This window comes from Peribacillus sp. RS7, assembly GCF_041956845.1.
Lineage (GTDB): Bacteria > Bacillota > Bacilli > Bacillales > DSM-1321 > Peribacillus.
On record NZ_CP168135.1, the window covers coordinates 3462250 to 3486700 of the forward strand.

Here is a 24451-nt window from a genome sequence, read left to right on the forward strand (position 1 = left end):
AAGAGGGATGGTATGGATAATGGACCAAAGGATAAACATCGTTTGGAAGAAGGGATGGTAACTGATTTTGAGAAGGATATGTCCTATGGGGACTACCTGCATTTAAATCAAATTTTATCAAGTCAGCACCGGCTTTCCGGACATCACGATGAAATGCTGTTCATCATCATTCACCAAACCAGTGAATTATGGATGAAATTGATCCTCCATGAATTGACTGCAGCAACGGAACATATTGAGGCAGGGCACTTGGAGCCTTCCTTTAAGATGCTATCCAGAGTGGCTAGAATCCAACAGCAACTTGTTCAATCCTGGAATGTGCTTTCGACCTTAACGCCATCTGATTATATGGAATTCCGGGATAAACTAGGAAACTCTTCCGGATTTCAATCATTTCAGAACAGGTTGATAGAATTTGCATTGGGTCAAAAGAATTCGCAAATATTGGCGGTTTTCCGTCATCAGCCTGAGCTGTATGAGTCGATGATGGCTGCTTTGAATAAACCTAGTATTTATGATGCGGCGATTGGGGCTTTGGCTGCAAAAGGACTTCCCGTTGATGAATCAGTCTTGAACAGGGATTGGTCTGAAACCTATCGGGCAAATGCCAGTGTCGAAAGCGCGTGGCTGAAAGTTTACCGTGATGTGCATAAATACTGGGATTTGTATGAGTTGGCCGAAAAACTCGTTGATATTGGAAGTCAGCAACAATTCTGGAGATTCAATCATATGAGCACTGTCGAGCGGATCATCGGTAATAAGATGGGAACGGGCGGATCATCCGGTGTAAGTTATCTGAAGAAAGTGGTCGAACAGCCATTTTTTCCTGAGCTTTGGACTTTAAGGACCAAACTGTAAGCTTTGACTGGAGGGGAAATTATAGATGAATCCATGGTTAGATATTTCTCAGCGCCTGAATGAAAGTACGCCATATTGGCCAGGAGATGCACAATATTCATATCGGCTTAATTCATCAATAGCGGAGGGTGCATCCGTGAATGTAGGGGAAATTCGGATGAGTACCCATTTAGGAACCCATATTGATGCGCCCTTTCATTTTGATGGACAGGGAAAAAAAATCATCGAACTTGATATCGATTTATATATTGGAACTGCACTTGTAGTAAAGGTGGATGCAGCTGAAAGTATTGGCATCAAAGATTTTGAAGGCGTTGAATTGACAGGAGTCCGAAGGTTGTTGCTGAGTACTGGACAATGGAAGGACCATAGCCGTTTTCCTGAATGGATTCCAGCGGTTGAACCAGGTTTAGCACCCTTCCTTGCAAATAAAGGAGTGAGGCTGCTTGGGATTGATTTACCTTCCGTTGAGTTTCTCGACAGCAAAGAATTGCCTGCACATCATGCGCTGTCTGGCTGTGGGATTCATATCCTGGAAGGGCTGGTCCTTGACGGACTTGAGCCTGGGCTATACGATTTGGCTGCATTACCGCTTGCATTAGAAGCAGGGGATGGGAGTCCGGTCAGGGCCGTGGTGAAAAAGAAAGGCTGATGAGGGGGATATAAGGATGGGCAAAATTGGAGTTTATGGATCTTCCTTCGATCCAGTCACCAATGTGCATTTATGGACAGCATCCACCATTGCGCATCGTGCTAAGCTAGACAAGGTGATTTTTTTGCCTTGTGCCAATGGCCGCATCGATAAACAGATGAAAACGAGCAATGGACACCGTTGGAAAATGCTTGGGCTGGCAATAGGGGGCAACCCGTTATTCGAAGTTAGTGATTATGAAATTAATGAACGTGCTGGAACGAGTAAACAATATACTTGGTATACGATGGAATATTTTAAATCAAGATATCCTATGGATGAAGTTTATTTCATAATGGGTGCGGATTTACTTGAAGATATTGATAATCAGGAGTTACCGATCCACTTACGATGGAAATTCAGGGAAAAGTTGATTGCCAATCATAAATTCATCGTCATGGCACGGGATGGGATCGATATGTTGAAAATCATATCCAAAAGTCCATTGCTAAGGAATTATGATGATGGCAATACATTTCACCTTATAGATAAAGGTCTTTCCATGGAAATCAGTTCTACATATATAAGGGATGAATTCGCGATGGGTGGGGAACCAAGATATTTACTGCCTGATCAGTGCTATCAGTATATTGTGGGCAATAAGCTGTATCAAAAAGGATCAAATTCTTAAGTGTCGGGCTCGATCTCTCCGTGGATCGAGCTCTTTCGTATGGAAAATTCATTCACCTTCGATACGTGAATGAGTTTAAATAAAAGGACATGTTTATTAATTAAAACGTAGTTGACAACTTGGTATACTATGCTTTATGTTAATGGTACATAAATTCATAATATTTGCTGATCAGAGAACTGAAGGCATACTATCTCCTTGAAAAAAAAATTAAAAGGGAAGTAGTGTGCTTTTTTTGTTGCAAAAAAACAGGGGGAATTCCATGAAAAAGTTGATGAAATTGACAAGTTTGATATTAGCCTTCGGTGTACTTGCAGGATGTAACTCGGAAAAAACGGAAGGGGACGGGACATCAAAGTCAAAGACACTTGAGCTATTGAATGTGTCATACGATCCGACACGCGAATTGTACCAGGAATTCAATGAAGCGTTTGTGAAGCACTGGAAAGAAGAATCGGGTCAGGATGTAGCGATTCAACAATCCCATGGCGGATCTGGTAAACAGGGTAGGGCTGTCATTGATGGATTGGAAGCGGATGTCGTTACATTGGCATTGGCCTATGATATTGATGCCATTTATGAAGCTAGTAACCTATTAGCGGGGGATTGGCAGAAACGTCTGCCGGAAAACTCGACACCTTACACCTCAACCATTGTGTTTTTGGTAAAAAAGGATAACCCTAAAGGCATTAAAGATTGGGATGATTTAACCCAAAAGGATGTTTCCGTAATTACACCAAATCCAAAGACAAGCGGAGGGGCAAGGTGGAATTACCTGGCAGCTTGGGCTTATGCAGAGAAGAATTTCGATAATGACGAAACAAAAGTAAAGGATTTCATGAAAAAACTTTATCAGAATGTTGAAGTCCTGGATTCAGGGGCACGTGGTGCAACCACCACTTTTGTAGAAAGGGGAATTGGTGACGTACTTATCGCTTGGGAGAATGAAGCCTATTTAACACTTGAAGAATTCGGTGATGACAAATATGAAATCGTCAATCCTTCGATCAGTATATTAGCAGAGCCACCGGTAGCTGTTGTCGACGAAGTGGTAGAGAAAAAAGGAACCAAGGAAGTGGCTGAAGCCTACCTGGAATACCTATATACGGATGCAGGTCAGGAAATTGCCGCGAAAAACTTCTATCGTCCAAGGGATGAGAAGCTTCTCGCTGAATATGAAGACCAATTTGCAAATATAGATATGGTGACTGTCGATGATACGTTTGGCGGGTGGAAAAAAGCCCAGGAAACACATTTCAATGACGGTGGTACATTTGACGAAATTTATCAACCGCAATAAGCATGTGGGAGAAGATGGATATTCACATCTTCTCCTTCATAAATCAGAAAAAGAGCTGGGGCGAAGCGATGAATATAGCGACAGAAGGAAAACAGAAGAAAAAGAGGACCATACCCGGTTTTGGATTGACGATGGGGTTTACGTTGCTATATCTCACCATCATCGTTTTGATCCCATTATCGATGGTTTTTCTAAACACATTTTCAATGGGATTTCAGGATTTTTGGGCGACCATAACTGAACCAAGGGTTGTCGCTTCGTATAAATTGAGTTTTTTGACAGCGTTAACTGCGGCCTTCGTGAACGCAGTTTTTGGCGTTTTAATTGCCTGGGTGCTTACACGTTATGAGTTTCCCGGCAAGCGGATCATCGATGGGCTGGTTGATTTGCCTTTTGCCCTCCCAACTGCTGTGGCAGGGATTACTTTGACGACTTTGTACTCACCGAACGGATGGATCGGGCAATTTTTCAGCTTTAAAATCGCTTTCACTCCTATCGGGATTATCATCGCCCTTATATTCATCGGACTTCCATTCGTAGTGCGGATGGTTCAACCGGTGCTTGAAAATATCGAAAAAGGGATGGAAGAGGCATCTGCTTCTTTAGGGGCGAATCGAATGCAGACATTCATTAAAATTATCTTCCCGGAATTGATTCCAGCGATATTGACGGGTTTTGCACTTTCTTTTGCGAGGGCACTTGGAGAGTATGGATCCGTTGTCTTCATTGCAGGAAATATGCCGTTTAAAACGGAGATTTCCCCGCTGATCATCATGACAAAGCTCGAACAGTATGATTATGAAGGGGCAACAGCTGTTGCAGCCGTCATGCTCATTATTACATTCATAATTTTGTTCACCATCAATATCTTACAATGGTGGACCGGCAAAAGATATTCAGGGAAGTAGGAGGGGACATGTTGGAACATGATAATTCGGTGGTTGCAAAAACGAATGACCCGGTCATTATAACGAGAAACGCAACAAAAGAGCCTAAATCCATACAGTGGGTCCTTATTTCCATTGTATTGTTATTTCTGACTTTGTTTTTAGTTGTCCCATTAATCGCGATCTTTGTAAAGGCATTCGAAAAAGGTGCCGAAACATATTTTGCGGCCATTTCCCATCCTGATTCCTTGGCTGCGATTAAATTGACATTGATCGTTGTCCTCATCACGGTGCCGCTCAATGCCATATTTGGGGTAGTGGCTGCGTGGACCATAACTAAATATGATTTTAAGGGGAAAAACTTTTTAATAACGTTGATAGATTTGCCTTTTTCCGTATCCCCAGTCATAGCCGGTTTGATTTTTGTCCTTCTCTTCGGCTTGCATGGAACACTTGGTCCATTGCTGCAAACCTTTGACATTAAAGTGATCTTTTCAATACCAGGGATTGTCATTGCCTCCATTTTCATTACCTTTCCATTCATTGCGCGTGAATTGATCCCGCTCATGCAAAGTCAGGGGACGTCTGAAGAAGAGGCATCACTAACGCTGGGGGCGGGAGGGTTTAAGACATTTTGGTACGTAACCCTTCCCAATATAAAATGGGGACTATTATATGGAGTCATACTTTGCAATGCCAGGACAATCGGGGAGTTTGGGGCTGTATCGGTCGTATCGGGCCATATACGGGGGATGACCAATACGATGCCGCTTCATATTGAAATCTTATACAATGAATATCAATTTTCAGCTGCTTTTGCCGTTGCATCCCTGATGTCCATTTTTGCAATCATAACCTTGATCATTAAAAGTTTCATAGAATGGAAAACGGACTTTAAATCAACAAAAGCGAGTTAGGGGGGGAATGAAATGAGTATCATCATTGAAAATGTTACAAAATATTACGGGTCTTATCAAGCTCTCCAAAACATTAATATGGAAATAAAAAGCGGGGAACTCGTAGCACTTCTTGGCCCGTCCGGATCTGGAAAAACGTCATTACTGCGTATCATTGCGGGTCTTGAACAGGCAGAGAACGGAAAGATCCTCTTTAATGAAGAGAATTACACGCATAAGCATGTAAAAGATCGAAATGTTGGTTTCGTCTTCCAGCATTATGCCCTTTTTCGCAATATGACCATTTTTGACAATATTGCCTATGGATTGAAGGTCCGTCCTAGAAAAATAAGGCCAAGTAAAAAAGTGATTGAACAGAAGGTTACCGAGTTGCTTCAGCTCGTCAAGCTGGAAGGATATAAAGATCGTTATCCATCCCAATTATCAGGCGGCCAACGCCAGCGTGTTGCTTTGGCAAGGGCACTTGCGGTTGAACCGAATATTCTTTTGCTTGATGAACCATTCGGGGCACTGGATGCCAAGGTTCGTAAAGAACTTCGGCGTTGGCTAAGAAGGCTTCATGATGAATTCAACGTTACGAGTGTGTTCGTGACGCATGATCAGGAAGAGGCGATGGATGTAGCTGATCGGGTCGTTATCATGAATGAAGGGAAAATTGAACAGATTGGAACTCCGGAAGAAGTTTATAATCAACCGCAAAATCCATTTGTTTATGATTTTCTCGGCAGTGTCAATCTTTTCAAAGGCAAGGTTCACCAAGGGAAATTGGTAACTGGGAATGTGGAAATGAATGCCCCGGGCAGTGAAGATGGATTGGGAACGGGTTATGTAAGGGCTCATAACTTTATCATAGAAAGAGCATCATCAGAAAAGGATTCGATTGCTTCCATAGTTGACCACATTCATACTATTGGCCCCATTGTCCGGATAGAAGTCATTCGTCAGGATACAAACGAACCGCTGGAAATCGAACTGACGAAAGAACAATACTTAAATTTGGAAATAAGCAAAGGGGAAAGGGTATTCGTCCGGCCAAAAGAATTGAAAGTTTTTGTCGACTTTATGGCTGGAATTTAAGAATGGGTCGAATATTGACGGAAAAACCGCTGAAGAGCGGTTTTTTTAGTTTTTTAATGGGGATATTAGCGAACTTTCCTGTATCAATGGTAAATAAGCTGTAAGCTGATACAAAAGGGCTTCTATGCGTTCGAACAATGTGAGTTTTTACCTGCCGATAGTCTATAGTCCCTTGGTGCTAAACACTAGATAGAAAGTCTTGCATCAAAATACGAAGATGGTTTTGTAAGATATTGGTTGTATTATCACGAGGAAAAGTCGAATTCTTACGTATAATGTTAAAATTGAAATGTAATTGTAACATTATTATTACGTATTTGACAAAATCTGATGATATACTACGACTTAGGTGAAAACATAGTAGAGTATCAGAAATGTATTTAATATAATTACAACCTTAGAAGATTACATAAAGAGTAAAAAAAATAGAGAAGAGTTCCCAGCAATTTATTTTGACTAATCATTTTTCATAGAGAAAAAGAAGTAGGTCGATGGAAATGCACGGGGAGGAAAGCAGGGGAAATGAGTTTGAAGAAAAAACTTATCGTATTGAACACGACAATTATGCTAGGATTGGGAAGCGCTTTTGCCATACCATCAGTGAAAGCTGAAGAAAATATCTCGGATATTCAATCGCAACGCACAGGAATACAATCGGATATTTCAGAGGCGGAACAAGTTATTCAGGAACTGAAAAAAGAACAGTCGAAAATGAATTCCCAAATTGCCCAGATTGAAACGGCAATGAGAGAAAATGACGAAAAAATCAAAGATACTAAACAAGAAATTAAAGACACGGAAAAAGATATAGTTTCTTTAAAGAAAGAAATTAAAGCGTTGGAAGAAAGAATCGCAAAACGCGAGGAAGTCTTGAAAGAGCGCGCCCTTTCATTCCAAGAGAGCGGCGGGGACGTTGAGTACCTTGAAGTTGTTTTAGGTTCTAAAAGCTTTGGTGAATTCGTTAATCGTGTTGGAGCGGTAGCTACAATTGTGGAAGCGGACCAACAGATTCTTAGCGAGCAGGAAGCGGATAAAGCAGACTTAGAAAAAAAACAAGCAACCGTAGAGAAAAAATTGCAAAACCTAAAGGATATGGAAGTAGAACTTAAAGGTATGCAATCTCAAATTGAAGATCAAAAAGCAGAAACTGTCAATATGAAGGCAAAGATTGAAAAGAAAGAAGCGGAAACAGAGGCCCTTAAACAATCTTTAGAGAATAAAGATGCAGGTTTAGAAGCGCAAATAGCATCCATTCGTGAAAATATCAAAAAAGAGGAAGAACGTAAAGCATCTGAGAAAGCTGATCTTGACCGTGCTGCTGAAGAAGTGAATTCTTCAAATTCTTCTAGTGAAGAATCATCAAGTTCTTCTAAAGGTGAAGCGTCGGAATCAGGTTCGTCTAAAGGTGAATCATCTTCATCTAAAGGTGAATCATCTGTATCTAAAGGTGAATCATCTGTATCTAAAGGTGAATCATCTGTATCTTCAAACTCAACTAAAAACAGTTCTGCTGATAAACCTGCAGCAAGTAAAACTGAAGCATCAAGCAAGCCAAGCAGTGCAAATACAGGCTCTGCAATTACAGCAGGTTATAAATATATCGGTAACTCCACATATAAATTTGGTGGCGGAAGAACGGCATCCGATATCGCTAACGGTCTATTCGATTGTTCAGGGTTCGTTGCATGGGCTTATAAACAAGCTGGTGTGAACCTTCCAGCCAGTACGGATGCATTGAAAAATGCAGGACGTCAAGTATCTAATAGTCAAAAACAACCTGGAGATTTAGTATTTTTCAATACCTATAAAACTGATGGGCATGTCGGTATTTATGTCGGCGGCGGCAAATTTATCGGTTCCCAAAGTTCAACAGGTGTTGCAATCGCCAATATGGAAAGTGGATATTGGGCAGGTAAATTCAACGGACGTGTCGTTCGTGTAAATTAATGGTTCCTTAATAAGCAGGGGAGTAAATGCCCCTGCTTATTTTTTTTGAAAAAATATCGAAAAAAGTGAAACTTATTTTGATATTCAACGTAAATACTATAAGATAAAACAAGGATAGGTGATGTGGACTTTCAGTTAATCTGGGAAAAGATATAATGAAACAACATTCCATACTATTAAACGGAGGCAAAAAAACATGATGAAAAAATTTATGGCTGCATTACTTACAATTACACTAGCATTCTCTCCAGTCGGCACTTATGTATTCCAAGATCATTCGGAGTCTGTCGATGCAAGGGGTTACAAGTCTGGAAAAAGAAGCTTTAACAGCAACAACAATAATAATTCGAACTTCCAAAATAAAGAAACGAAGAAATCCGATGCCACTACTACTAATAAAGCAAAAACTGATACAAAAAGTGGAAAAGCATTTACTAAAGGCGGCTTAATGAAAGGGATTATGCTAGGCGGACTGGCAGGATTACTTTTTGGTAGCCTATTCGCCAATATGGGAGCCCTTGGTTCTATACTTGGACTATTAATCAACGTGTTAGCGGTTGTTGCATTAATCGTTGTAATCCGTAAAATATTCACATATTTCAAAGATAAGAAGAAGAAAGAGGATCCAAACCCATGGAGAGGCTAAAGATTTCCGAACAAGATATCATCAATGCGGTTTGTGTTTACATTGCCCGTAAAAAGCAGGTACAACCTAATGAGGTAGAAGTGGAGTTAATGTATGATGATGATTATGGCTTTTCGGCTGAAACGTTTGTCGATGGCCGGAAACAAGTGTTAATCACCATCAACTTGATAGAAGCGCTTCGCTTATGGCTGGATGAATATTTGAATAAAGATCCATATTCGGGTATTGAACTTGTTTTGGATGATGAAGAGGGAATAGTGGCTTTAGTAAGTGAAAGTAATCGATAAGAAAAAAGGATGCCGTAAAGGCGTCCTTTTTTTATTTTTTAAGATATTCGTAAAAACTATATACATGCAATGAAAACGACTCTATCAAAAGTCGAGTTTAGGGGTAGTAGATCGGTGCAAAAGAAAGAATCTAAGATAATAGAAAGGTATTAAAGCAAACTAGGCAAAATCTTAATTACTGGCAACATGGTTAAGAAATACCGATGTTTTCTTTTGGGTGCATTTCATTCCATTTGTTGCAAAAAATGGTCGTTGGAAGTAGGATGGATATATGTTCAAGCAAAAGGAGGAGAGTAAGTGACAGGTTATATAGAGGATATCACTTTTTTAAATGAAAAGGCTATAAAGTTCGGCAATGAAAAAGTGGAAGCGATACTTGCGCCATCTTTAGGAAGCAATCTACTTTCGTTGAAGTACAAGCGAAAGGATATTGAGGTGCTGCGAACTCCAGATAGTTTGGAAGAATTTAAAAAGGTCCCCATTTTATACGGGATGCCAATCTTGTTCCCTCCCAATCGAATTGAAGATGGCCAATTTACATATAAGGAGACTACGTATAAGTTTCCAATCAATGAAATGGAAAAATCCAATCATATTCATGGTTTTTTGCATGACAAGCCGTGGCAAGTCTGCAAAAAAGAAGTGAACGGGAATGAAATAGTCATTAATACTGAGTTTTCAAGCAGTGATTTTGCTTATCTAAAAGGCAGCTTTCCGCAAGATATTACAGTCAAAATGTCTTTGTCTTTAAGCGGTGAAACATTGGATATAAAATTGGAAATCACCAACAAGGGCATTGAACCCTTTCCGTGGGGAGCAGGTTATCATACTGTATTCAATTTTCCATTTGGGCCAGGGAGTAAGTTGGAAGATTGCAGAATATCACTCCCCGTCAATAAACAATGGGAGTTGAATGAAAGGTCATTGCCTACTGGCGAAATTCATGAAACGGACAATACATTGGAAATCCAAAACGGATTTAGCTTGGAAGGCCGGCTGTTTGATGATCTATTTGGCTATGATGAGGAAAGTTCTCTGGAAAACGAGTGTATTCTCACTGACCATGAGGCTGGCATACAAGTCATTTATCATGGCGATCAAAGTTTTAAGTTTTGGGTATTGTTCAATCAGGAGGGGTTCGTCTGTCCAGAACCATACACATGGGTAACGAATGCCCCTAATCTGGATTTATCGGAGGGATTGACTGGATTGAGGGAGTTAAGCTCAGGGGAAACGGTTCAGCTGAAAACTAGACTGGTAATGAAAGAGATTTAAAAAAACACCTTGGCACTTTTGAATGCCAAGGTGTTTAAGGTTATGCTTTCTTTTTCATCCAGAGCGGGTATAGAACGATTCCAACTACATATAAGGCAATGCCAAGTATGAATGTATTCATATCAGCTGTACCTGTCTTGATGACCCAAATCGAGTAGATTAACGCCAGGATGGTGATAATGCCATCACGAACCCTCGAACCTTTCATGATGTCATAGGTTTCCCCAGTCATGACTAATTTCAATTGATACAGAACTGATGCAAGGTAAGGAATCAAGTATGCGAGTGTAGCGACGATCATTGAGAATTTATAAGCTTCCAAAATCGTTCCCGAAATAGTGGAGAATAAGAATATCTGTGTCATGATATTTGTTATTGTCATAGAACGGACAGGCGTGCCATTTTTGTTTGCTTTTGCAAAATAGGACGGGAACAGATCTGATTTCGCTGCCTGGTAAGGAACTTCAGATGCAACGACAATCCATCCGATTGTAGAACCCAATAAGGAAATGACGGCAAGTGCGGCCATTAAATACGTACCGCTTGAACCTACTACAGCTTGTAGTGCGTCAACAAGTGGTTTTTCTGATATTTTCAAATCGTCTTGAGATATGGCACCCATCGTCAATAAGGTAATGCCGATATAAATGGCAACAGCGATAAGTAAACCTAGAATCGTGGCTTTCTTAACATCATTTTGTGACTTAGCACGGTTTGAAAGCATTACGGCAGCTTCAATACCGATGAATGCCCATAATGTTGAAATTGCAGCAGCATTCACTTGATCACCTAAAGAGATGGCTGAACCTGTCTTATCGTAAAATTCAGCACCGTTCCCCAGATTTGAGGAATCGAAAATGAATATCGTGATAATGATGAAAAATAAGAATCCAAGCACTTTTGTTACCGTAGCAAAAAGATTCAGTTTCCCAGCACTGTTGAAGCTTCTTACCAAGATTGCCTGAATTCCCCAAAGGGCAATGGAACAGACTGCAAAGGTTAGTGCTTTACCAATTTCGAGATGAAACGAACCCGCAGTATAAATCACTTTCGTACTATGCATCACCGGGAAAAACGTTGATAGGTAACCAGCAAATGAAATGATGACAGAAGCTGTCGCCGCCCAATTTGCAGCCCAATAACCCCAAGCCATGCTATATCCTGAAACCCTTCCTTTAGCCCGGGATTTAAATAATGATTGGGCATAACTTTGGGGTCCGGCCTTCAATTCCGGTTTCCGGACTGCCAGGTTACCAAACACCAGAGCTATTAAAAATACTCCCAGTCCAGTAACCATCCATGCCAATGTTGCCCCTAATGGACTGGATACTTGTGCTAATTGAGCAGGGAGCATGAAAATTCCGCCGCCGACCATATTTCCAATTACGAATGTGGTCAAAATCAATAAACCCCATTTTTTATTTACCATATATAATCGAACCTTTCTTAAATACAAAGTGTGTGTTATATACCGACAACTTATACTAAAATAGTATATCTCAAATAGTTTAGTTTGGTAAAGTGGTAAATAAGTAAAATGTAAAACACAGACTAATCAGAAAATTGCAATGTGTGATTGACAAATGGATTAAATTGGATTATATTAGAAAAAACCGAGTTAATAGGTAAGGATAATGCGGTTTGTTGCTTCAAATCGTATACTGGATTTTTCCATAACATTTGCAACTCCTGAATATTGCCGATTAGTCAACTAAAGGCGCCCTTACATCTAATCTGTTAGATGACGGGTGCCTTTTATTTATTATAGTGAAGGGAGGGGAATATGGAGTTCCTATGAACGGGTTATTCTTAATCGGAAGGGTTAAGTGATGAGGATATGATAGGTAACCAAGTTCCTCAAGAAAACATTGAAAGTGGGAAGAGTACGTGTAGATTTTCGTACGATCTCTTTTTAACATTAGGTATGAAACGAAGCTTTATTACCAGTATTGAAGGGGAGATAATATGGAAAAGAAAGAAGAATTGAAAATAAGGCATATCCTTTCAAGCTTGGAAGATCTTCAATATGGATCCGTCATAATAACCGTCCATGATGGAGAAATCACACAGGTGGATACAACTGAGAAGAAACGATTCCCATTAGTGAAGGGCCGGGCTGTTAAGACTAGATGAATATCAGTTTTTAAGTGAGCCTTCGATACGAAGGCTCTTTTATTTCGTTTTAATATACAAATTTATTCAATTTGGAATTTTCAAGAAGATTGTACTGCTTTTAACATGGTAGAATAAGTTAGGGTATAAGGGAGTTTTTATAGGGACTAATGAAATCTTAAGGAGGAACAGGGGATAGATGACCTTACAAACTATAGAACATGATATCTTGGAATTAGTTGAATCATTTAATGGGAAAATTGCCTATAAAATTGAAAATGAGCTAGGGGATACGATTGGATATCACGAGGATGAATCTTTTCAATCAGCGAGTTTGATCAAAATACCAATGATCATCGAAGGTTATCGTCAAAGCGAACAAAAGAAAATCTATTTGAATCAACCAGTGACCATCCCCCCTAATGAAGTGACTGGGGGATCAGGGGTCCTGCATGTCTTATCGAATAAGGTATTTTTAACTGTAGAGGATTTATTGACACTGATGATAACTGTTTCTGACAATACTTCCACGAATATGATGATGAAACTGTTGGGCTTTGAGGAAATAAATCAATGCATCAAGGAACTTGGTTTGAAAAATACCGTCCTTGAACGAAAAATGCAGGATTTTAAGGCATTAAAAGAAGGTCGGGACAATACCATCTCGGCGGAAGATACGATTACCTGCTTAAAAGCCATACATACAGGCGACTTTTTAACGAAAGAAAGCCAGGAAAGAATATTGCGAGTATTTGACAATCAGCAATTAAGGGATAAACTTCCATCATTGATGGGAAGAGGGGTTAAGGTTGCAAGCAAAACGGGCGGAATTCGGGGAGTTGCCCATGATTGTGCAATCATTCGGTCAGAAACACAAACCGTTTATGTTGCAGTTCTTACTGAGGATATGAATTCAGAGGAAGAAAGCCGCCAAGTAATCAGTAAAATTGGAAAGGTGATTTATGATGATATGGTCGCAGATTAAATTGTCCGATTCAATATTTTTGGGATGGTCAGCAGGGTTATCACTATTATAAGAAGAAGAGCGGGAAGTCATTCATGATTTCCCGCTCTTCCATATTAGTTATAAGGGGGGATGAGAAAGAATGTTAGATAATGAAAGGAAAATGAAACGGGGGAAAACTTTAAAAAGAGCGATGAAAGTTGGTTTTATTGTGTTATTGGGTTATTTCGGTTTTTTACACATGAAAATACAAGAAAGCATTCATCAGCCAATACCGGAAAATGCCGATTACCTAATAATTCTTGGGGCAAGGGTCAAAGGTTCGGTTCCATCATTATCATTACAATACCGGATTGATAAAGCTGCAGAATATTTAAGAGCGAATAAACGTACTCTGGCCATTGTATCTGGCGGCAAGGGACCTGGAGAAGATATTTCGGAAGCAAAAGCAATGCAACAAGGGCTAATTGAGCAGGGAATTGAAGAAGCGCGTATCATGATGGAAGACAAATCTACAACAACTCATGAAAATATTGTTTTCTCGAAAGAACTCATTACTGATCCATCAGCCTCCGGATTGATTGTCAGTAATGATTTTCATATCTACCGAGCCGTTGAAATAGCCAAAAAAGAAGGTTTGGACATGAAGGGAATACCGGCAAAAACGCCAATAGTGGCATTGTTGAAATCATATTCCCGTGAATATCTGGCTATTACCAAATACTATCTGACAGAGTTGATTGGGAGGTGAATTCGAATTCTCCTAAAGATGGGGGAGGGTACTTTCATTATTCGACTTCCACGACAACATTAGGAACTTCCCGAAAATCTTTCTCTTGATATAACTCTTTAAGTGTCTTATAAACGGGATAACCGGTATAGGAAATCTCGACTCGTTCATCGGCATCCACTTCTTCCACATCTATATCATCAACAAAACCAAGTTGATCATCGATTTCCATTAAATAAAATCCAAGTGCCTCATATCCGCTATAGGCTACAATAACCTTACTGTCAATACCGCTATTAGAAACTTTGTAATATTTCATTGGTTGACCTCCCTCGTTGTTAATTCTTTAAGTGAAAATGGTACGGTTTCTTATACTCTGATATACCCGTTAATCTATAACTGAATCATTCAATTGGATAAATAAAGAAAATAAAGGAAATAGGGAAGCGGAAAAAGAATGTGCCCTGTCAAATAAATATCACTAGATAATTTGCTATATTAATCATTTTGTGTTAATCTAATAAAGAATTGTTTTTGATTGTGGAAGAAGGTACTAGTTATTTTCCAAAATGATTGAAAATAGTAATACAATGTGTGTTATGCACTAGGAGGCAACAAAAATGGAACAAGGTACAGTTAAATGGTTTAATGCAGAAAAAGGTTTTGGATTTATCGAACGTGAAAATGGAGACGACGTATTCGTACATTTCTCAGCTATCCAAAGCGAAGGCTTCAAGTCTTTAGACGAAGGTCAAAAAGTAACTTTCGACGTTGAGCAAGGTGCTCGTGGAGCTCAAGCTGCTAACGTTCAAAAAGCTTAATTTTAAAATTAAATCGTAACCTATATGAACAGACTCCCTCGATGGGAGTCTGTTTTTTATTGTGCTAAAGAATGTAAGCAAAAAAAATCCCACTCTGAGCTGAGTAGGGTTTTAGGGACGTGTTATTAAGATTTTTTTAATTCTTCTTCAAAGAAAAAAGTAGTTGGATGTTCTTTTACAGTATAAGAATATCTTTTCATGTTTTTTACATATGCCCATTTATTAATGGTTACTGATTCATTAGTATCCTGAATAGTTACTGTTTCGCCAGTATTATACTTATTGCTTTTCAATTTATGCACCCTCTTTACTAATAGTATAACATATTTGGGAATAAAAAATGTGTCCAAGATATTCCAAGGATATATTATGTGACTTCCCTTAACTGTATGGGTGGAAACATTGATACTGAAAAGGTTCCTATTAGCGTAAATTCTTTCTTTGAGGTCATGTGTCTTTTGCTCTGAACAGTGTATTCTTCACATTATGATAAACTAGATCATTGGAAATGCAAGAACTAGTATCAGGTTTACTTCAGGCTTTGGTTACAATGTAAAAGTCAGTAAAAAAGGACCTGATGGTGGGACAAGGATGCCTTTGGCTTTAAGACACCGATTATAAAGGCAAGTGAAACATCGTAAATCAACTTCTGGAGGATCTGAGACTCAACAACTTCTTCGAGTGCACCCATTGATGCCAACTCATTATTTATAGCTACAGAAGGTCTTCAAAGCAATAGGGGCTTATTATTATCTCGCAGGTAATCATAAGCGGAGAGTCAACTATAAAAGCCAGTTATAAAAGCATGCTGGTTCAACGGCGAGGGGATTTGAAAAAGGAGGTGATAAAATACTGTTAAACAAAATATATACATTTGAGCAATTCTCTATCTTCTGGTGATAAAATGAAAAAGAAACAGTCCAATCCATTATAAAAGGAATAGATAAGGATGAAAGAAAATTTTCAGATTAGTCCTTCTTTAGCTCAAATGATCGTGGATGCAGCAAAAGAAGTCATTGGAAAAGATATAAACTTTATACATTTAGATGGGAAAGTTGTGGCCAGTACAGACCCAAATCGAGTCGGCTCTTTTCATGCTGCCGCCCTGCAAGTGCAGAAAAAAGGAAGTGTTGTAGAAGTTACTGCGAATGAGGCGTTTAAGGGTGCAAGAAAAGGCATTAATTATCCGGTCATGATCGATCAAATAATGCTGGGTGTTATCGGGATATCCGGAGATCCGGAAGAATGTAAGTCCTTGGGGTTTTTACTGACCAAAATTACAGAAGTATTGATAAAGGAACAAATGATAAAAAGCGTCATTCATTCTTTAGACGAATTGCGCTCATCTATTGTTCGCATGCTCATTTTTGAAAATGAAAAAGAGAATACATTCATGAATGAACACTTGCAGCAGCTCCAATATGAGTTAGAAGAGAGAGCGTTTGTCGCTATTATTCATTTGCCAGGTTTGAATAATGCCTCATCACTTCCTGTTAAAATGAATGGGATATTATTAGAACAGGGAATTAAACTTTTTACTTACTTATTTCCAAACCAATACGCCTTAATAATTAACGCATCACAGTATAAATCAATACTACAAATCTTCAATTCGTATTTCCGCTCTATGAATGTAAGCTATTCGATCGGGATAGGCAGTATCGGTTATTTAGAGGAACTCGCAAAGTCCTATACGCATGCAAAACTTGCCTTAAAATATGCTCTTTCAAAAAAAGTAACGGTATGCGAATATGCAAAGCTGGATTTAGAAATGATTATGGAAAACATTGATTTCCATATAAGAAAAGACTATGCAGCGAAACTCATCGGTGAACTTTCAGAAGCGGAAATAAATCTCTTACATACTTATTACAATAATAACCTTTCGCTGAAGAAGACAGCTGAAGAATTATTTATCCATAAAAATACCTTGCAGTATCGTCTTGATAAAATCGCTCAAAAAACAGCGGCAAATCCAAGGGATTACCATGATTCTGTTAAAATTTATCTTGCTCTTTTACTTCAAACTCTTTAGTTTGAGGTTTTTTGTTATAAAAAACAAAATTATTATTAATTCTTTGTTACCTAGACTATTACCTTTACCTAAATACTCACCTATAATCAATGTAGATGACGGAGGTGCTAATGATGAAAGTTTTAATTGCCATTGATTCATTTAAAGGAAGTATTTCTTCTATTAAAGGCAGCGAAGCTATTTCTTTAGGTATAAGAGATATCTATCCTGAAGCGCAGATCGTCACACTTCCTTTAGCGGATGGTGGAGAAGGAACAGTGGAGACCTTGGTACAGGCAACCAATGGGAAACTAGTCAAAAAAGAAGTAATAGGGCCTTTAAAAGAAAAAGTAGAGGCAATCTATGGAATTTTGGGTGATGAGAAGACAGCTGTTATTGAAGTAGCTGCAGCTTGTGGTTTACCTCTTGTTCCTTACAACCAACGTAATCCATTCTTAACAACCACATATGGCGTTGGGGAACTCATTTCTGATGCCATAGAAAAAGGATGTCGTGAGTTTGTCATTGGGCTTGGTGGAAGCGCTACAAACGATGCAGGGATTGGCATGCTGCAAGCATTGGGCTTTCGTTTCTATAACATGAACAATGAGAAAGTAGGAGTAGACGGTCAAGCGCTCACAGATATTTGGAAAATGGATCTGGGCCATGTGAATACAAAATTGAAAGAGTGCACATTCAGGGTTGCTTGTGATGTAAAAAACCCTCTTTACGGGCCGGATGGCGCTGCGTACATTTTTGGGCCTCAAAAAGGAGCAACGCCTGAAATGGTGGGACAACTAGATAAAGGGCTTAAACACTTTGCAGAATTCGTCCTTGATAAGCTGGGTATAGACATCAACCAGATTGAGGGGGCCGGAGCTGCCGGGGGATTAGGCGCTGCTTTTTCAGGTTTCTTACATGCTCATCTCCAGTCTGGAATCGAACTAGTGTTGGAGATTATTGAAATGGAAAAGAGTATGCAAGGTATCGATTTTGTCATTACAGGTGAGGGAAAGTTAGACGGACAAACATCTATGGGAAAGGCACCCCTTGGAGTAGCACAGCTTGCCAAAAAGCATGGGATTCCCGTCCTTGCGCTCGCGGGTGGAATCACTGAAGAGACAGCAGCATTAAACAAACTTGGTGTCACTTCCTATTTTTCTATTGTGAATACGCCAATGACACTGGAAGAAGCGATGGATCCAAAAGTAACGTTCAGCAATTTACGATCAACGACAAATCAATTATTCCGGCTACTTCAAGCAGTTCGAACAGGCGTGAAAACGTAACAGGTAAACATTGGCAAGAGGATGATCATTAAATGAATGCTTTGCTGTTTTTTTGCGATGTTGAATCGGGAAAAAAGTCAGGAGTACCGTGCACAGCTTCTTCAGTATTTAGATCAAAAGCGCAGTGAAGTAAAATATTTGACAATGGACGATTTACTGAAAGCGGGGTTAGTCATTCATTGAAATACCAGAACATTCTGTTTGTATAAATTTGATCCATCATTCTCCCGGGGAACCGCTTTACATGTTCCTACTTAGGCTGTTTCTTTAGCTGATCTTATTGTTCAAGTGTCAAGAGAGGTATCGAAGTATGATAACGAATGGGCTGATGTCTGCAGCGTTGTTGATAAGAGAAGGGGCATTATAGGTGCTCTTAGATGTCGCCGTTATGGAAAGCTCATAGATACTTTTGCCGTTAGTCAAAGAGAAGCGGCTATAATCGTAAAAAATATGCAACTTAGAAATAAAAATTTTTATGTTTATTATAAAAACTTGAATAAACATTGGATATTAGCGGATATTGTGGATACAAGAATTATTCATGAAAAGGGAAGATGTTAATAATGTTAGAAAAAAAGATTGTTGTTTGTCTCAAGAAAGGGATTCAGGTAAGAATCGCAGTTTAGTTTGTGGAATTAGCAACGTCCTTCAACAGTGAAATCATGATTATTTTTTTAAAAAATCACTATCAGCTAAAAGTATCATCGGGGTTGTGGGTGCGGCGATTAATCCTAGTGATGAAATTAAACTAATTTCAGGGGATAATGATGACAACAAGCCAATTAAGATAATACAAGATATTCTTTCAATTGAAGAAATTTATATTACTTTGTGCCTCATCGATGGTAAAAATATTCGATGAGGCTTGTTTTATAAACAAAGAGGTGAATGTTTAAGAAAAAACAGTCACAATGCAGTTGTCTAACCCTTACAATTGAATTCTACCTGGCTCTGCAGACTGTTCCCTCTAAAAGAACCTTCTGTTTCAATTGGTTTAGCTTCAATCTCTATAGTTTTTCTTTTAAATAAAGAAGCAATAATTGACAATACTTTCATCTACCTTTTTCATTTGATAGGAAATTTCTATATAATATTCTGACTTAGCATAATTGATAGTTAAACTTCATGATATCGCTTTTATCCTTTAGAAAATTGGTAATGACCCAGTTAATATATAAACAGCTAGGTATATAAATATAATTGGCCAAGCATAAATTACATATGTTTTTTGAAAATTCACAAAGTTTGTCTCCGTAGAACTAACTAACATATATAGAGCTGGAATAACTGGGGAAATTAAACGGAATGCCTGTCCCACCATGGAAGCTACAGCCGCTTCGCTAGCGGAAATTCCATATTGTCCCATAACATCTGACATAACCCCGGCAATCCCAAAGTAGAAAGCATCTTGCGGTAAAAATGTAATTGCAGGTGCTGCAATTAACGCGTAGATTGGTGCCATATGTGAGCCTAATGATTCTGGGATAATAGCTGTAATGGATGTTGCTAAAGCAGTTGACATCCCACTACCTGTTAAAACGCCAGAGAAAACCCCAGCAGCCAAAGTTGCCAAAGCTGGTGCTAAAGCATCTGCTGCTAAGTCATCCATTCGTTCATTAACAAGTTTTGCAGACTTATAGTTTACTGTAAGGGCAATTGCTGCACCTATACCAAATAAAACACCGCCATGTGCAACATCCAACACAAGCATAACTAAAATAGCGAGGGTTAAAATCAAATTAAGAGCATAGAGTTTAGGTCTCTTTAATTCAGGGTCTTTTAGACGAATAGCGTTTAACATGCTTTCCATTTGATCAGGAGAAATATCTTTAGCAGTTTTAGGATCAAAGTTTAAGCGCTTTCGTTCTTTTATTCCGATAAAATAAGCCATGAAAATTGCATATACTTCAGCAACTAGCATTCCTGGCAATAAATTTGCGAACAATTCGCTAATACTTACACCCATTGCTGTGCTCGCTGCAATTGTTGGACCTCCCCATGGTAACTGATTGAAAATTCCAATTGGGGTAACGATAATTACAGCTAAATAAATTAGCTTAATATTCATTTGTTTATAAAGTTGAAGGAAAGCAGCAACACAAATAATAATAGTTGTAGTAGTATCACCATTCATAGTAACTACTGTCGCAGTTAAAACTGTTGCCATAGTAACTTTCAGTGGGTCACCTTTAGCCTTTTTAATAAAGAATTCGCATAAAGGGTCAAACAAGCCGACATTAAGCATTACACCAAAATACAACACCGCAAATAAGATAACAATTGCAGGTGAAATAACTCCGATGGAAACCTTCCCTGTTTCTTCATTAACACTAAATAAAATACCTTCTTTAATCCATTCAAAGAGATCCAAAAAGGAAGAGCCCGTTACAAAGGTAGCAATTGCTCCAAAAGCAAATGGAACAATTGTTAATGCCCCGAATACAGATAATTTATTTTTTGAGAGAAGTACAATGAATACAATGATCATTAATAATGCTAGGAATGTTAGCATACAAACCACCTCCCGTAAAAATTATGAAATAAAATTATTTGAAACTTTAAATAGTTAAGCGTATTACTACATTGTTAAGCTATGGATATATTAATCTTTCATTCGGAACCTCAGAAGGACCAACTTTTAATGAGGTTTTAGGCTCTTATTCATTTACTTGATGAAACTAGCTTGTTTACTGATTTCTTCATAAGCTTTTCTTTTCGTTCACTAAAAATTGTTTACTCAACTTTCTTGGACTATTAAATTTTTAAGTAACTTTACTTTATACCCCTCCTTATAACGTTAATTGGTAGTATCATTTACAACCTAAGTAGAACTTTTAGAATCCTACTTTTTAATGACCCTATGACTGGAAACGCATACAAAATTATCGCTTCGATAAGTGGTGAGCTGGAAAAAAACCAAGACGTTATTAGAAACTATGAGGTTTAAAACTCCATGTCTGAAAGCGCATTCAAAAATTCCCCCTTCTTTTTCCTGTGATGGTGAAAAATGAAAAAAGTAAGTTAACCTTATTGGATTGTACATTAATGTATACATTAGTGTCAATAAATTTCTGAATACTTTGTTTTATCTAAAAATGCGAGGTGGTTTGGACAAAGGGTAACGTTCTTTGATAAAAGGAATTTAGGTTAAATTCGGCTATATTCTAATTTTTCCTTGTGTGTGTATAGAAAAAACTAAAAGAACATTCGAATTTAATAAAAAACCATTGACAATAACGTATACGTTATCTAACATAATGACTATAAGATTCACATTAAACTAAACCGCTTGAATAGGCAGGGTTAGTGGAGGAGGATATTTTAATGAGTGAAACAAAAAAAATTCGTTTAGCAGTTATTCCAGGTGATGGAATTGGTACGGAAGTAGTTGAGGCTGGTCTTCGAGTAATTAACCATTTAGCGAAAGATTCTAACGGTAAGTTCGAATTTGAAAGCGATTTCTTCCCATGGGGCTGTGAATACTATTTAGAAAATGGGAAAATGATGGATGAAGACGGAGTAGAAAAACTAAGAGATTATGATGCAATTTATTTTGGAGCTGTTGGATTTCCTGGAGTGCCAGACCATGTTAGCTTATGGGGCTTGCGCTTAGCGATCTGTCAGGGGTTTGATCAATGGGCCAATATTCGCCCTATCGAATTTCTTCCTGGTGTCCCAAGAAGACTTAATCACCCGGATGTTGATTCTCTAAACTGGGTATTGATTCGAGAAAACTCTGAGGGTGAATATTCAGGTATCGGCGGTCGCAATTTCTCCGGACGTGGACCTGGAAAAGAAGTAGCTGTGCAATCCGCTTTATTTACAGATCACGGCTGCGAACGTATTATCCGTTATGCCTTTGATCTTGCACGGACACGTAAAAAGAAGAAAGTAACAAGCATCACGAAAAGTAACGCGCAGCAGTATGGAATGGTACTTTGGGATGAAGTATTTGCTCGCGTAAGTAAAGATTATCCGGATGTAGAGACGGATCAATGGCTTGTTGATGCCGCCGCCGCACAATTTGTATTGAAACCTGAAGAACTAGAAGTTGTAGTCGCTTCTAATTTATTCGCAGACATTCTTTCTGATTTAGGTAGTGCTCTTGCAGGAAGCTTGGGATTAGCTGCCAGCGCAAACATCAATCCCGAAGGGCGTACACCAAGTATGTTCGAATCCGTTCATGGATCGGCACCTGATATTGCTGGCCAAGGAATCTCCAATCCAATTGGAGCAATTGGAAGCGCTGCACTAATGTTAGATCATTTAGGGCTAAAAGAAGAAGCAGTACTCATCAATAAAGCAATTGCAGAAACGACACGTCAGGGAATTCTTACTCGTGACCTTGGTGGAACGTATAATACAGACGAAATAACGGATGCCATTATAGAAAATTTGTCCAAAGTTAAAGCAGAAATATGAAATAGAGGGCTGGGGGGTTCCGAAAACACCCCAGTCTTTTTTTCTTTTGTAAGAGGATTTTTATCATTTGAAATAATTATAAGCAAGTAATTGTTCTATTTGGTTTGCAAACTAAAATGTATACCTTTTTTCTTTATAGATGCGTAAAATGGTACATGTTAGGTATAGGATTTATTACTAAAATAATGACTATATAAATAAAGAATGGATTAGGTGATAATGATGAAGAAAAATAATACTAAAAATGATAATGAAAAGTTTTTTTCTCTAAACGAAACAAGTTTGGAGAAAGATATTTTGTTCTTTATTCATAATCTCGAAGGTTTCGATGAATATCGTTTACCACTGAGGGCATATCACATTGTCCGACTAGCTATCCGTGATTTAGTTCTTCCTCCCGGGAAAACGATACTAGAGCGGGAGATGGCTGAAGCATTACAAATGAGCCGTACTCCTGTAAGGGAAGCTCTCGTGCGTTTGGAGACGGAGGGCATGGTTCGCCTTATTCCGAGACGAGGATTCATAGTTGAGCCCATCGAAAAAGAGGATCTTAAACAAATCTATGAAATAGTTGAAAAACTTGATGGACTTGCCGTAAGCCTTGCTACTGTAAAGGTGGGAGAGGGAGAGATAAATCAACTGGAATCATTGATTAAGCAGCAGGAAGAAGCACTTGAGCAAAAGAATTTAAAAAAATGGGCAATTCTAGATGATCAATTTCATCAATCAATTATTGACTACGCAAATAATAAACGTCTTAGGACGGTAATAGATAGCCACTCAGATCAATTATATAGAGCGCGATTATTTACGATTAATCACAGGCCTTTTCCTTTTCACTCCATAGTGGAACATAAAGCAATTATTGCATGTATGAAGGCTAAAGACAGTAATGCTGCAGGTGTTTTAATGCAATCACATCGAAACCGAGCACGTAATGAAATCCTTACAGCGGTTGAAAAGCTTACCCAAACTGATTAGCTCATTTTGGGTAAGGAATTTTACTTTCTAGTTTCACTCACTTACTCCACCTCAACCACCTCGAAGGAATCCTACTGTTTACATTTTTGAATCTGCCAATGAATTTCCTCAATAAACTACAAGTAAAATGAGTGAACAATATATGAACGAAGCATGTATTTTAAAGGTATATATTCAGAGCAAGGTTGTCGCTAGAAATTTATTATTTGGAGGGACTTTTTTTGATCGACCTGAAAGAAGATTTGAAGATAGCAAACTCTGTGCCTTTCATGAAGCTGAAATGACCAAATAGTTCTCTTCTCTCCGGGCTGGAAGCAGCTGAGTTACTAACAGGAATACAGGTGTCGCAGACAATTTCGCAATAAAGCTAGGATTACCTACAATCCGTTTTCATGATTAAAGACATACACATGTCACGATGCTAATCAAACAAAATGTGAATGTAAAGGTCTTTTCGGAGAGGGTTGGACATACATCCATTCAAATTTACCCTAGACAAGTATAGCCACGTGCTTCCTAGTATGCAGGAACACGTGGCTTATTAACTTGATAAATTGTTTAAAGTTAAAGATATGTGACCAATTCTGTGATCCCTCAAGGTT

26 protein-coding genes and 1 pseudogene are annotated in these 24451 nt (G+C 38.6%); 23 read left to right on the forward strand and 4 right to left on the reverse strand.

The annotated features are described in order from the left end of the window. The first annotated feature begins 12 nt into the window (after positions 1 to 12). From kynA to ACDZ29_RS17440, 11 genes are all read left to right on the forward strand, one after another. Positions 13 to 858 carry a tryptophan 2,3-dioxygenase gene (gene kynA, locus ACDZ29_RS17390; protein WP_289324177.1) on the forward strand — a complete coding sequence of 282 codons (846 nt, stop codon included), beginning with the start codon at positions 13 to 15 and terminating at the stop codon, positions 856 to 858. Between the two features lie 25 nt (positions 859 to 883). Next, positions 884 to 1510, forward strand: a complete 627-nt coding sequence (gene kynB, locus ACDZ29_RS17395; RefSeq protein ID WP_375088257.1) for an arylformamidase — start codon at positions 884 to 886, stop codon at positions 1508 to 1510. Between the two features lie 16 nt (positions 1511 to 1526). Further along, complete coding sequence (nadD, locus tag ACDZ29_RS17400) at positions 1527 to 2180, forward strand: nicotinate (nicotinamide) nucleotide adenylyltransferase (protein WP_375088258.1); 654 nt, start codon at positions 1527 to 1529, stop codon at positions 2178 to 2180. A 262-nt stretch (positions 2181 to 2442) separates the two neighbouring features. Then, on the forward strand, positions 2443 to 3480 hold the full coding sequence (locus tag ACDZ29_RS17405; RefSeq protein ID WP_375088259.1) for a sulfate ABC transporter substrate-binding protein: 1038 nt from the start codon (positions 2443 to 2445) through the stop codon (positions 3478 to 3480). A gap of 68 nt (positions 3481 to 3548) precedes the next feature. After that, the gene (gene cysT / locus ACDZ29_RS17410) at positions 3549 to 4388 is read left to right on the forward strand and encodes a sulfate ABC transporter permease subunit CysT (protein ID WP_289327263.1); all 840 of its coding nucleotides are present in this window, start codon (positions 3549 to 3551) and stop codon (positions 4386 to 4388) included. A gap of 11 nt (positions 4389 to 4399) precedes the next feature. Then, the gene (gene cysW / locus ACDZ29_RS17415) at positions 4400 to 5284 is read left to right on the forward strand and encodes a sulfate ABC transporter permease subunit CysW (protein WP_289336063.1); all 885 of its coding nucleotides are present in this window, start codon (positions 4400 to 4402) and stop codon (positions 5282 to 5284) included. A gap of 12 nt (positions 5285 to 5296) precedes the next feature. Further along, on the forward strand, positions 5297 to 6361 hold the full coding sequence (locus ACDZ29_RS17420) for a sulfate/molybdate ABC transporter ATP-binding protein (RefSeq protein ID WP_375088260.1): 1065 nt from the start codon (positions 5297 to 5299) through the stop codon (positions 6359 to 6361). 522 nt (positions 6362 to 6883) lie between these two features. Continuing rightward, a complete protein-coding gene (locus ACDZ29_RS17425) occupies positions 6884 to 8308 on the forward strand; it encodes an NlpC/P60 family protein (RefSeq protein ID WP_375088261.1) in 1425 nt (474 codons plus the stop codon). 199 nt (positions 8309 to 8507) lie between these two features. Next, positions 8508 to 8954, forward strand: a complete 447-nt coding sequence (locus ACDZ29_RS17430; RefSeq protein WP_289327264.1) for a hypothetical protein — start codon at positions 8508 to 8510, stop codon at positions 8952 to 8954. Continuing rightward, positions 8942 to 9241, forward strand: a complete 300-nt coding sequence (locus tag ACDZ29_RS17435) for a YxcD family protein (RefSeq protein WP_289317400.1) — start codon at positions 8942 to 8944, stop codon at positions 9239 to 9241. Before ACDZ29_RS17430 ends, ACDZ29_RS17435 begins: the two co-directional genes overlap by 13 nt. A gap of 297 nt (positions 9242 to 9538) precedes the next feature. Then, a complete protein-coding gene (locus ACDZ29_RS17440; protein ID WP_289324183.1) occupies positions 9539 to 10516 on the forward strand; it encodes an aldose 1-epimerase in 978 nt (325 codons plus the stop codon). Positions 10517 to 10556: 40 nt separating this feature from the next. Here ACDZ29_RS17440 and ACDZ29_RS17445 read toward each other — a convergent pair whose 3' ends face one another. Next, the gene (locus tag ACDZ29_RS17445; RefSeq protein WP_375088262.1) at positions 10557 to 11945 is read right to left on the reverse strand and encodes an amino acid permease; all 1389 of its coding nucleotides are present in this window, start codon (positions 11943 to 11945) and stop codon (positions 10557 to 10559) included. Positions 11946 to 12481: 536 nt separating this feature from the next. Here ACDZ29_RS17445 and ACDZ29_RS17450 point away from each other — a divergent pair. From ACDZ29_RS17450 to ACDZ29_RS17460, 3 genes are all read left to right on the forward strand, one after another. After that, entirely contained in the window at positions 12482 to 12649 is a 168-nt protein-coding gene (locus ACDZ29_RS17450; protein WP_289324184.1) for a YezD family protein, read from the forward strand. Positions 12650 to 12827: 178 nt separating this feature from the next. Beyond that, entirely contained in the window at positions 12828 to 13613 is a 786-nt protein-coding gene (locus tag ACDZ29_RS17455) for a serine hydrolase (protein ID WP_370014281.1), read from the forward strand. Positions 13614 to 13755: 142 nt separating this feature from the next. Beyond that, positions 13756 to 14343, forward strand: coding sequence for a YdcF family protein (locus tag ACDZ29_RS17460; RefSeq protein ID WP_370016994.1), 588 nt, complete (start codon positions 13756 to 13758; stop codon positions 14341 to 14343). 37 nt (positions 14344 to 14380) lie between these two features. Here the strand turns inward: ACDZ29_RS17460 and ACDZ29_RS17465 are convergent, their stop codons facing one another. Then, positions 14381 to 14641, reverse strand: coding sequence for a hypothetical protein (locus tag ACDZ29_RS17465; RefSeq protein ID WP_289324187.1), 261 nt, complete (start codon positions 14639 to 14641; stop codon positions 14381 to 14383). Between the two features lie 301 nt (positions 14642 to 14942). Between ACDZ29_RS17465 and cspC the strand changes: the two genes are divergently transcribed. Continuing rightward, positions 14943 to 15143 (forward strand): cold shock protein CspC, encoded by a 201-nt coding sequence (gene cspC, locus ACDZ29_RS17470; RefSeq protein ID WP_010331195.1) that lies wholly within the window; start codon positions 14943 to 14945, stop codon positions 15141 to 15143. A gap of 125 nt (positions 15144 to 15268) precedes the next feature. Here the strand turns inward: cspC and ACDZ29_RS17475 are convergent, their stop codons facing one another. After that, the gene (locus ACDZ29_RS17475) at positions 15269 to 15436 is read right to left on the reverse strand and encodes a hypothetical protein (RefSeq protein WP_289317393.1); all 168 of its coding nucleotides are present in this window, start codon (positions 15434 to 15436) and stop codon (positions 15269 to 15271) included. A 656-nt stretch (positions 15437 to 16092) separates the two neighbouring features. Between ACDZ29_RS17475 and ACDZ29_RS17480 the strand changes: the two genes are divergently transcribed. From ACDZ29_RS17480 to ACDZ29_RS17495, 4 genes are all read left to right on the forward strand, one after another. Further along, on the forward strand, positions 16093 to 17178 hold the full coding sequence (locus ACDZ29_RS17480) for a CdaR family transcriptional regulator (protein ID WP_375088263.1): 1086 nt from the start codon (positions 16093 to 16095) through the stop codon (positions 17176 to 17178). A 113-nt stretch (positions 17179 to 17291) separates the two neighbouring features. Further along, positions 17292 to 18446, forward strand: a complete 1155-nt coding sequence (locus ACDZ29_RS17485; protein WP_375088264.1) for a glycerate kinase — start codon at positions 17292 to 17294, stop codon at positions 18444 to 18446. 57 nt (positions 18447 to 18503) lie between these two features. Beyond that, positions 18504 to 18629, forward strand: coding sequence for a hypothetical protein (locus ACDZ29_RS17490; RefSeq protein WP_375088265.1), 126 nt, complete (start codon positions 18504 to 18506; stop codon positions 18627 to 18629). Positions 18630 to 18734: 105 nt separating this feature from the next. Next, positions 18735 to 19007, forward strand: coding sequence for a hypothetical protein (locus ACDZ29_RS17495; protein WP_375088266.1), 273 nt, complete (start codon positions 18735 to 18737; stop codon positions 19005 to 19007). Positions 19008 to 19590: 583 nt separating this feature from the next. Here the strand turns inward: ACDZ29_RS17495 and ACDZ29_RS17500 are convergent. Then, complete coding sequence (locus tag ACDZ29_RS17500; protein WP_375088267.1) at positions 19591 to 20958, reverse strand: citrate:proton symporter; 1368 nt, start codon at positions 20956 to 20958, stop codon at positions 19591 to 19593. An 812-nt stretch (positions 20959 to 21770) separates the two neighbouring features. Between ACDZ29_RS17500 and ACDZ29_RS17505 the strand changes: the two genes are divergently transcribed. The 4 genes and pseudogenes from ACDZ29_RS17505 to ACDZ29_RS17520 form a co-directional block, all read left to right on the forward strand. Then, complete coding sequence (locus ACDZ29_RS17505; RefSeq protein WP_289317387.1) at positions 21771 to 22868, forward strand: tartrate dehydrogenase; 1098 nt, start codon at positions 21771 to 21773, stop codon at positions 22866 to 22868. Between the two features lie 222 nt (positions 22869 to 23090). Further along, on the forward strand, positions 23091 to 23849 hold the full coding sequence (locus tag ACDZ29_RS17510) for a GntR family transcriptional regulator (protein WP_375088268.1): 759 nt from the start codon (positions 23091 to 23093) through the stop codon (positions 23847 to 23849). 127 nt (positions 23850 to 23976) lie between these two features. Continuing rightward, entirely contained in the window at positions 23977 to 24141 is a 165-nt protein-coding gene (locus ACDZ29_RS17515; protein WP_375088269.1) for a hypothetical protein, read from the forward strand. Between the two features lie 60 nt (positions 24142 to 24201). After that, a pseudogene (locus ACDZ29_RS17520) lies at positions 24202 to 24394 on the forward strand (tyrosine-type recombinase/integrase); the annotation flags it as partial. Between the last annotated feature and the right edge of the window lie 57 nt (positions 24395 to 24451).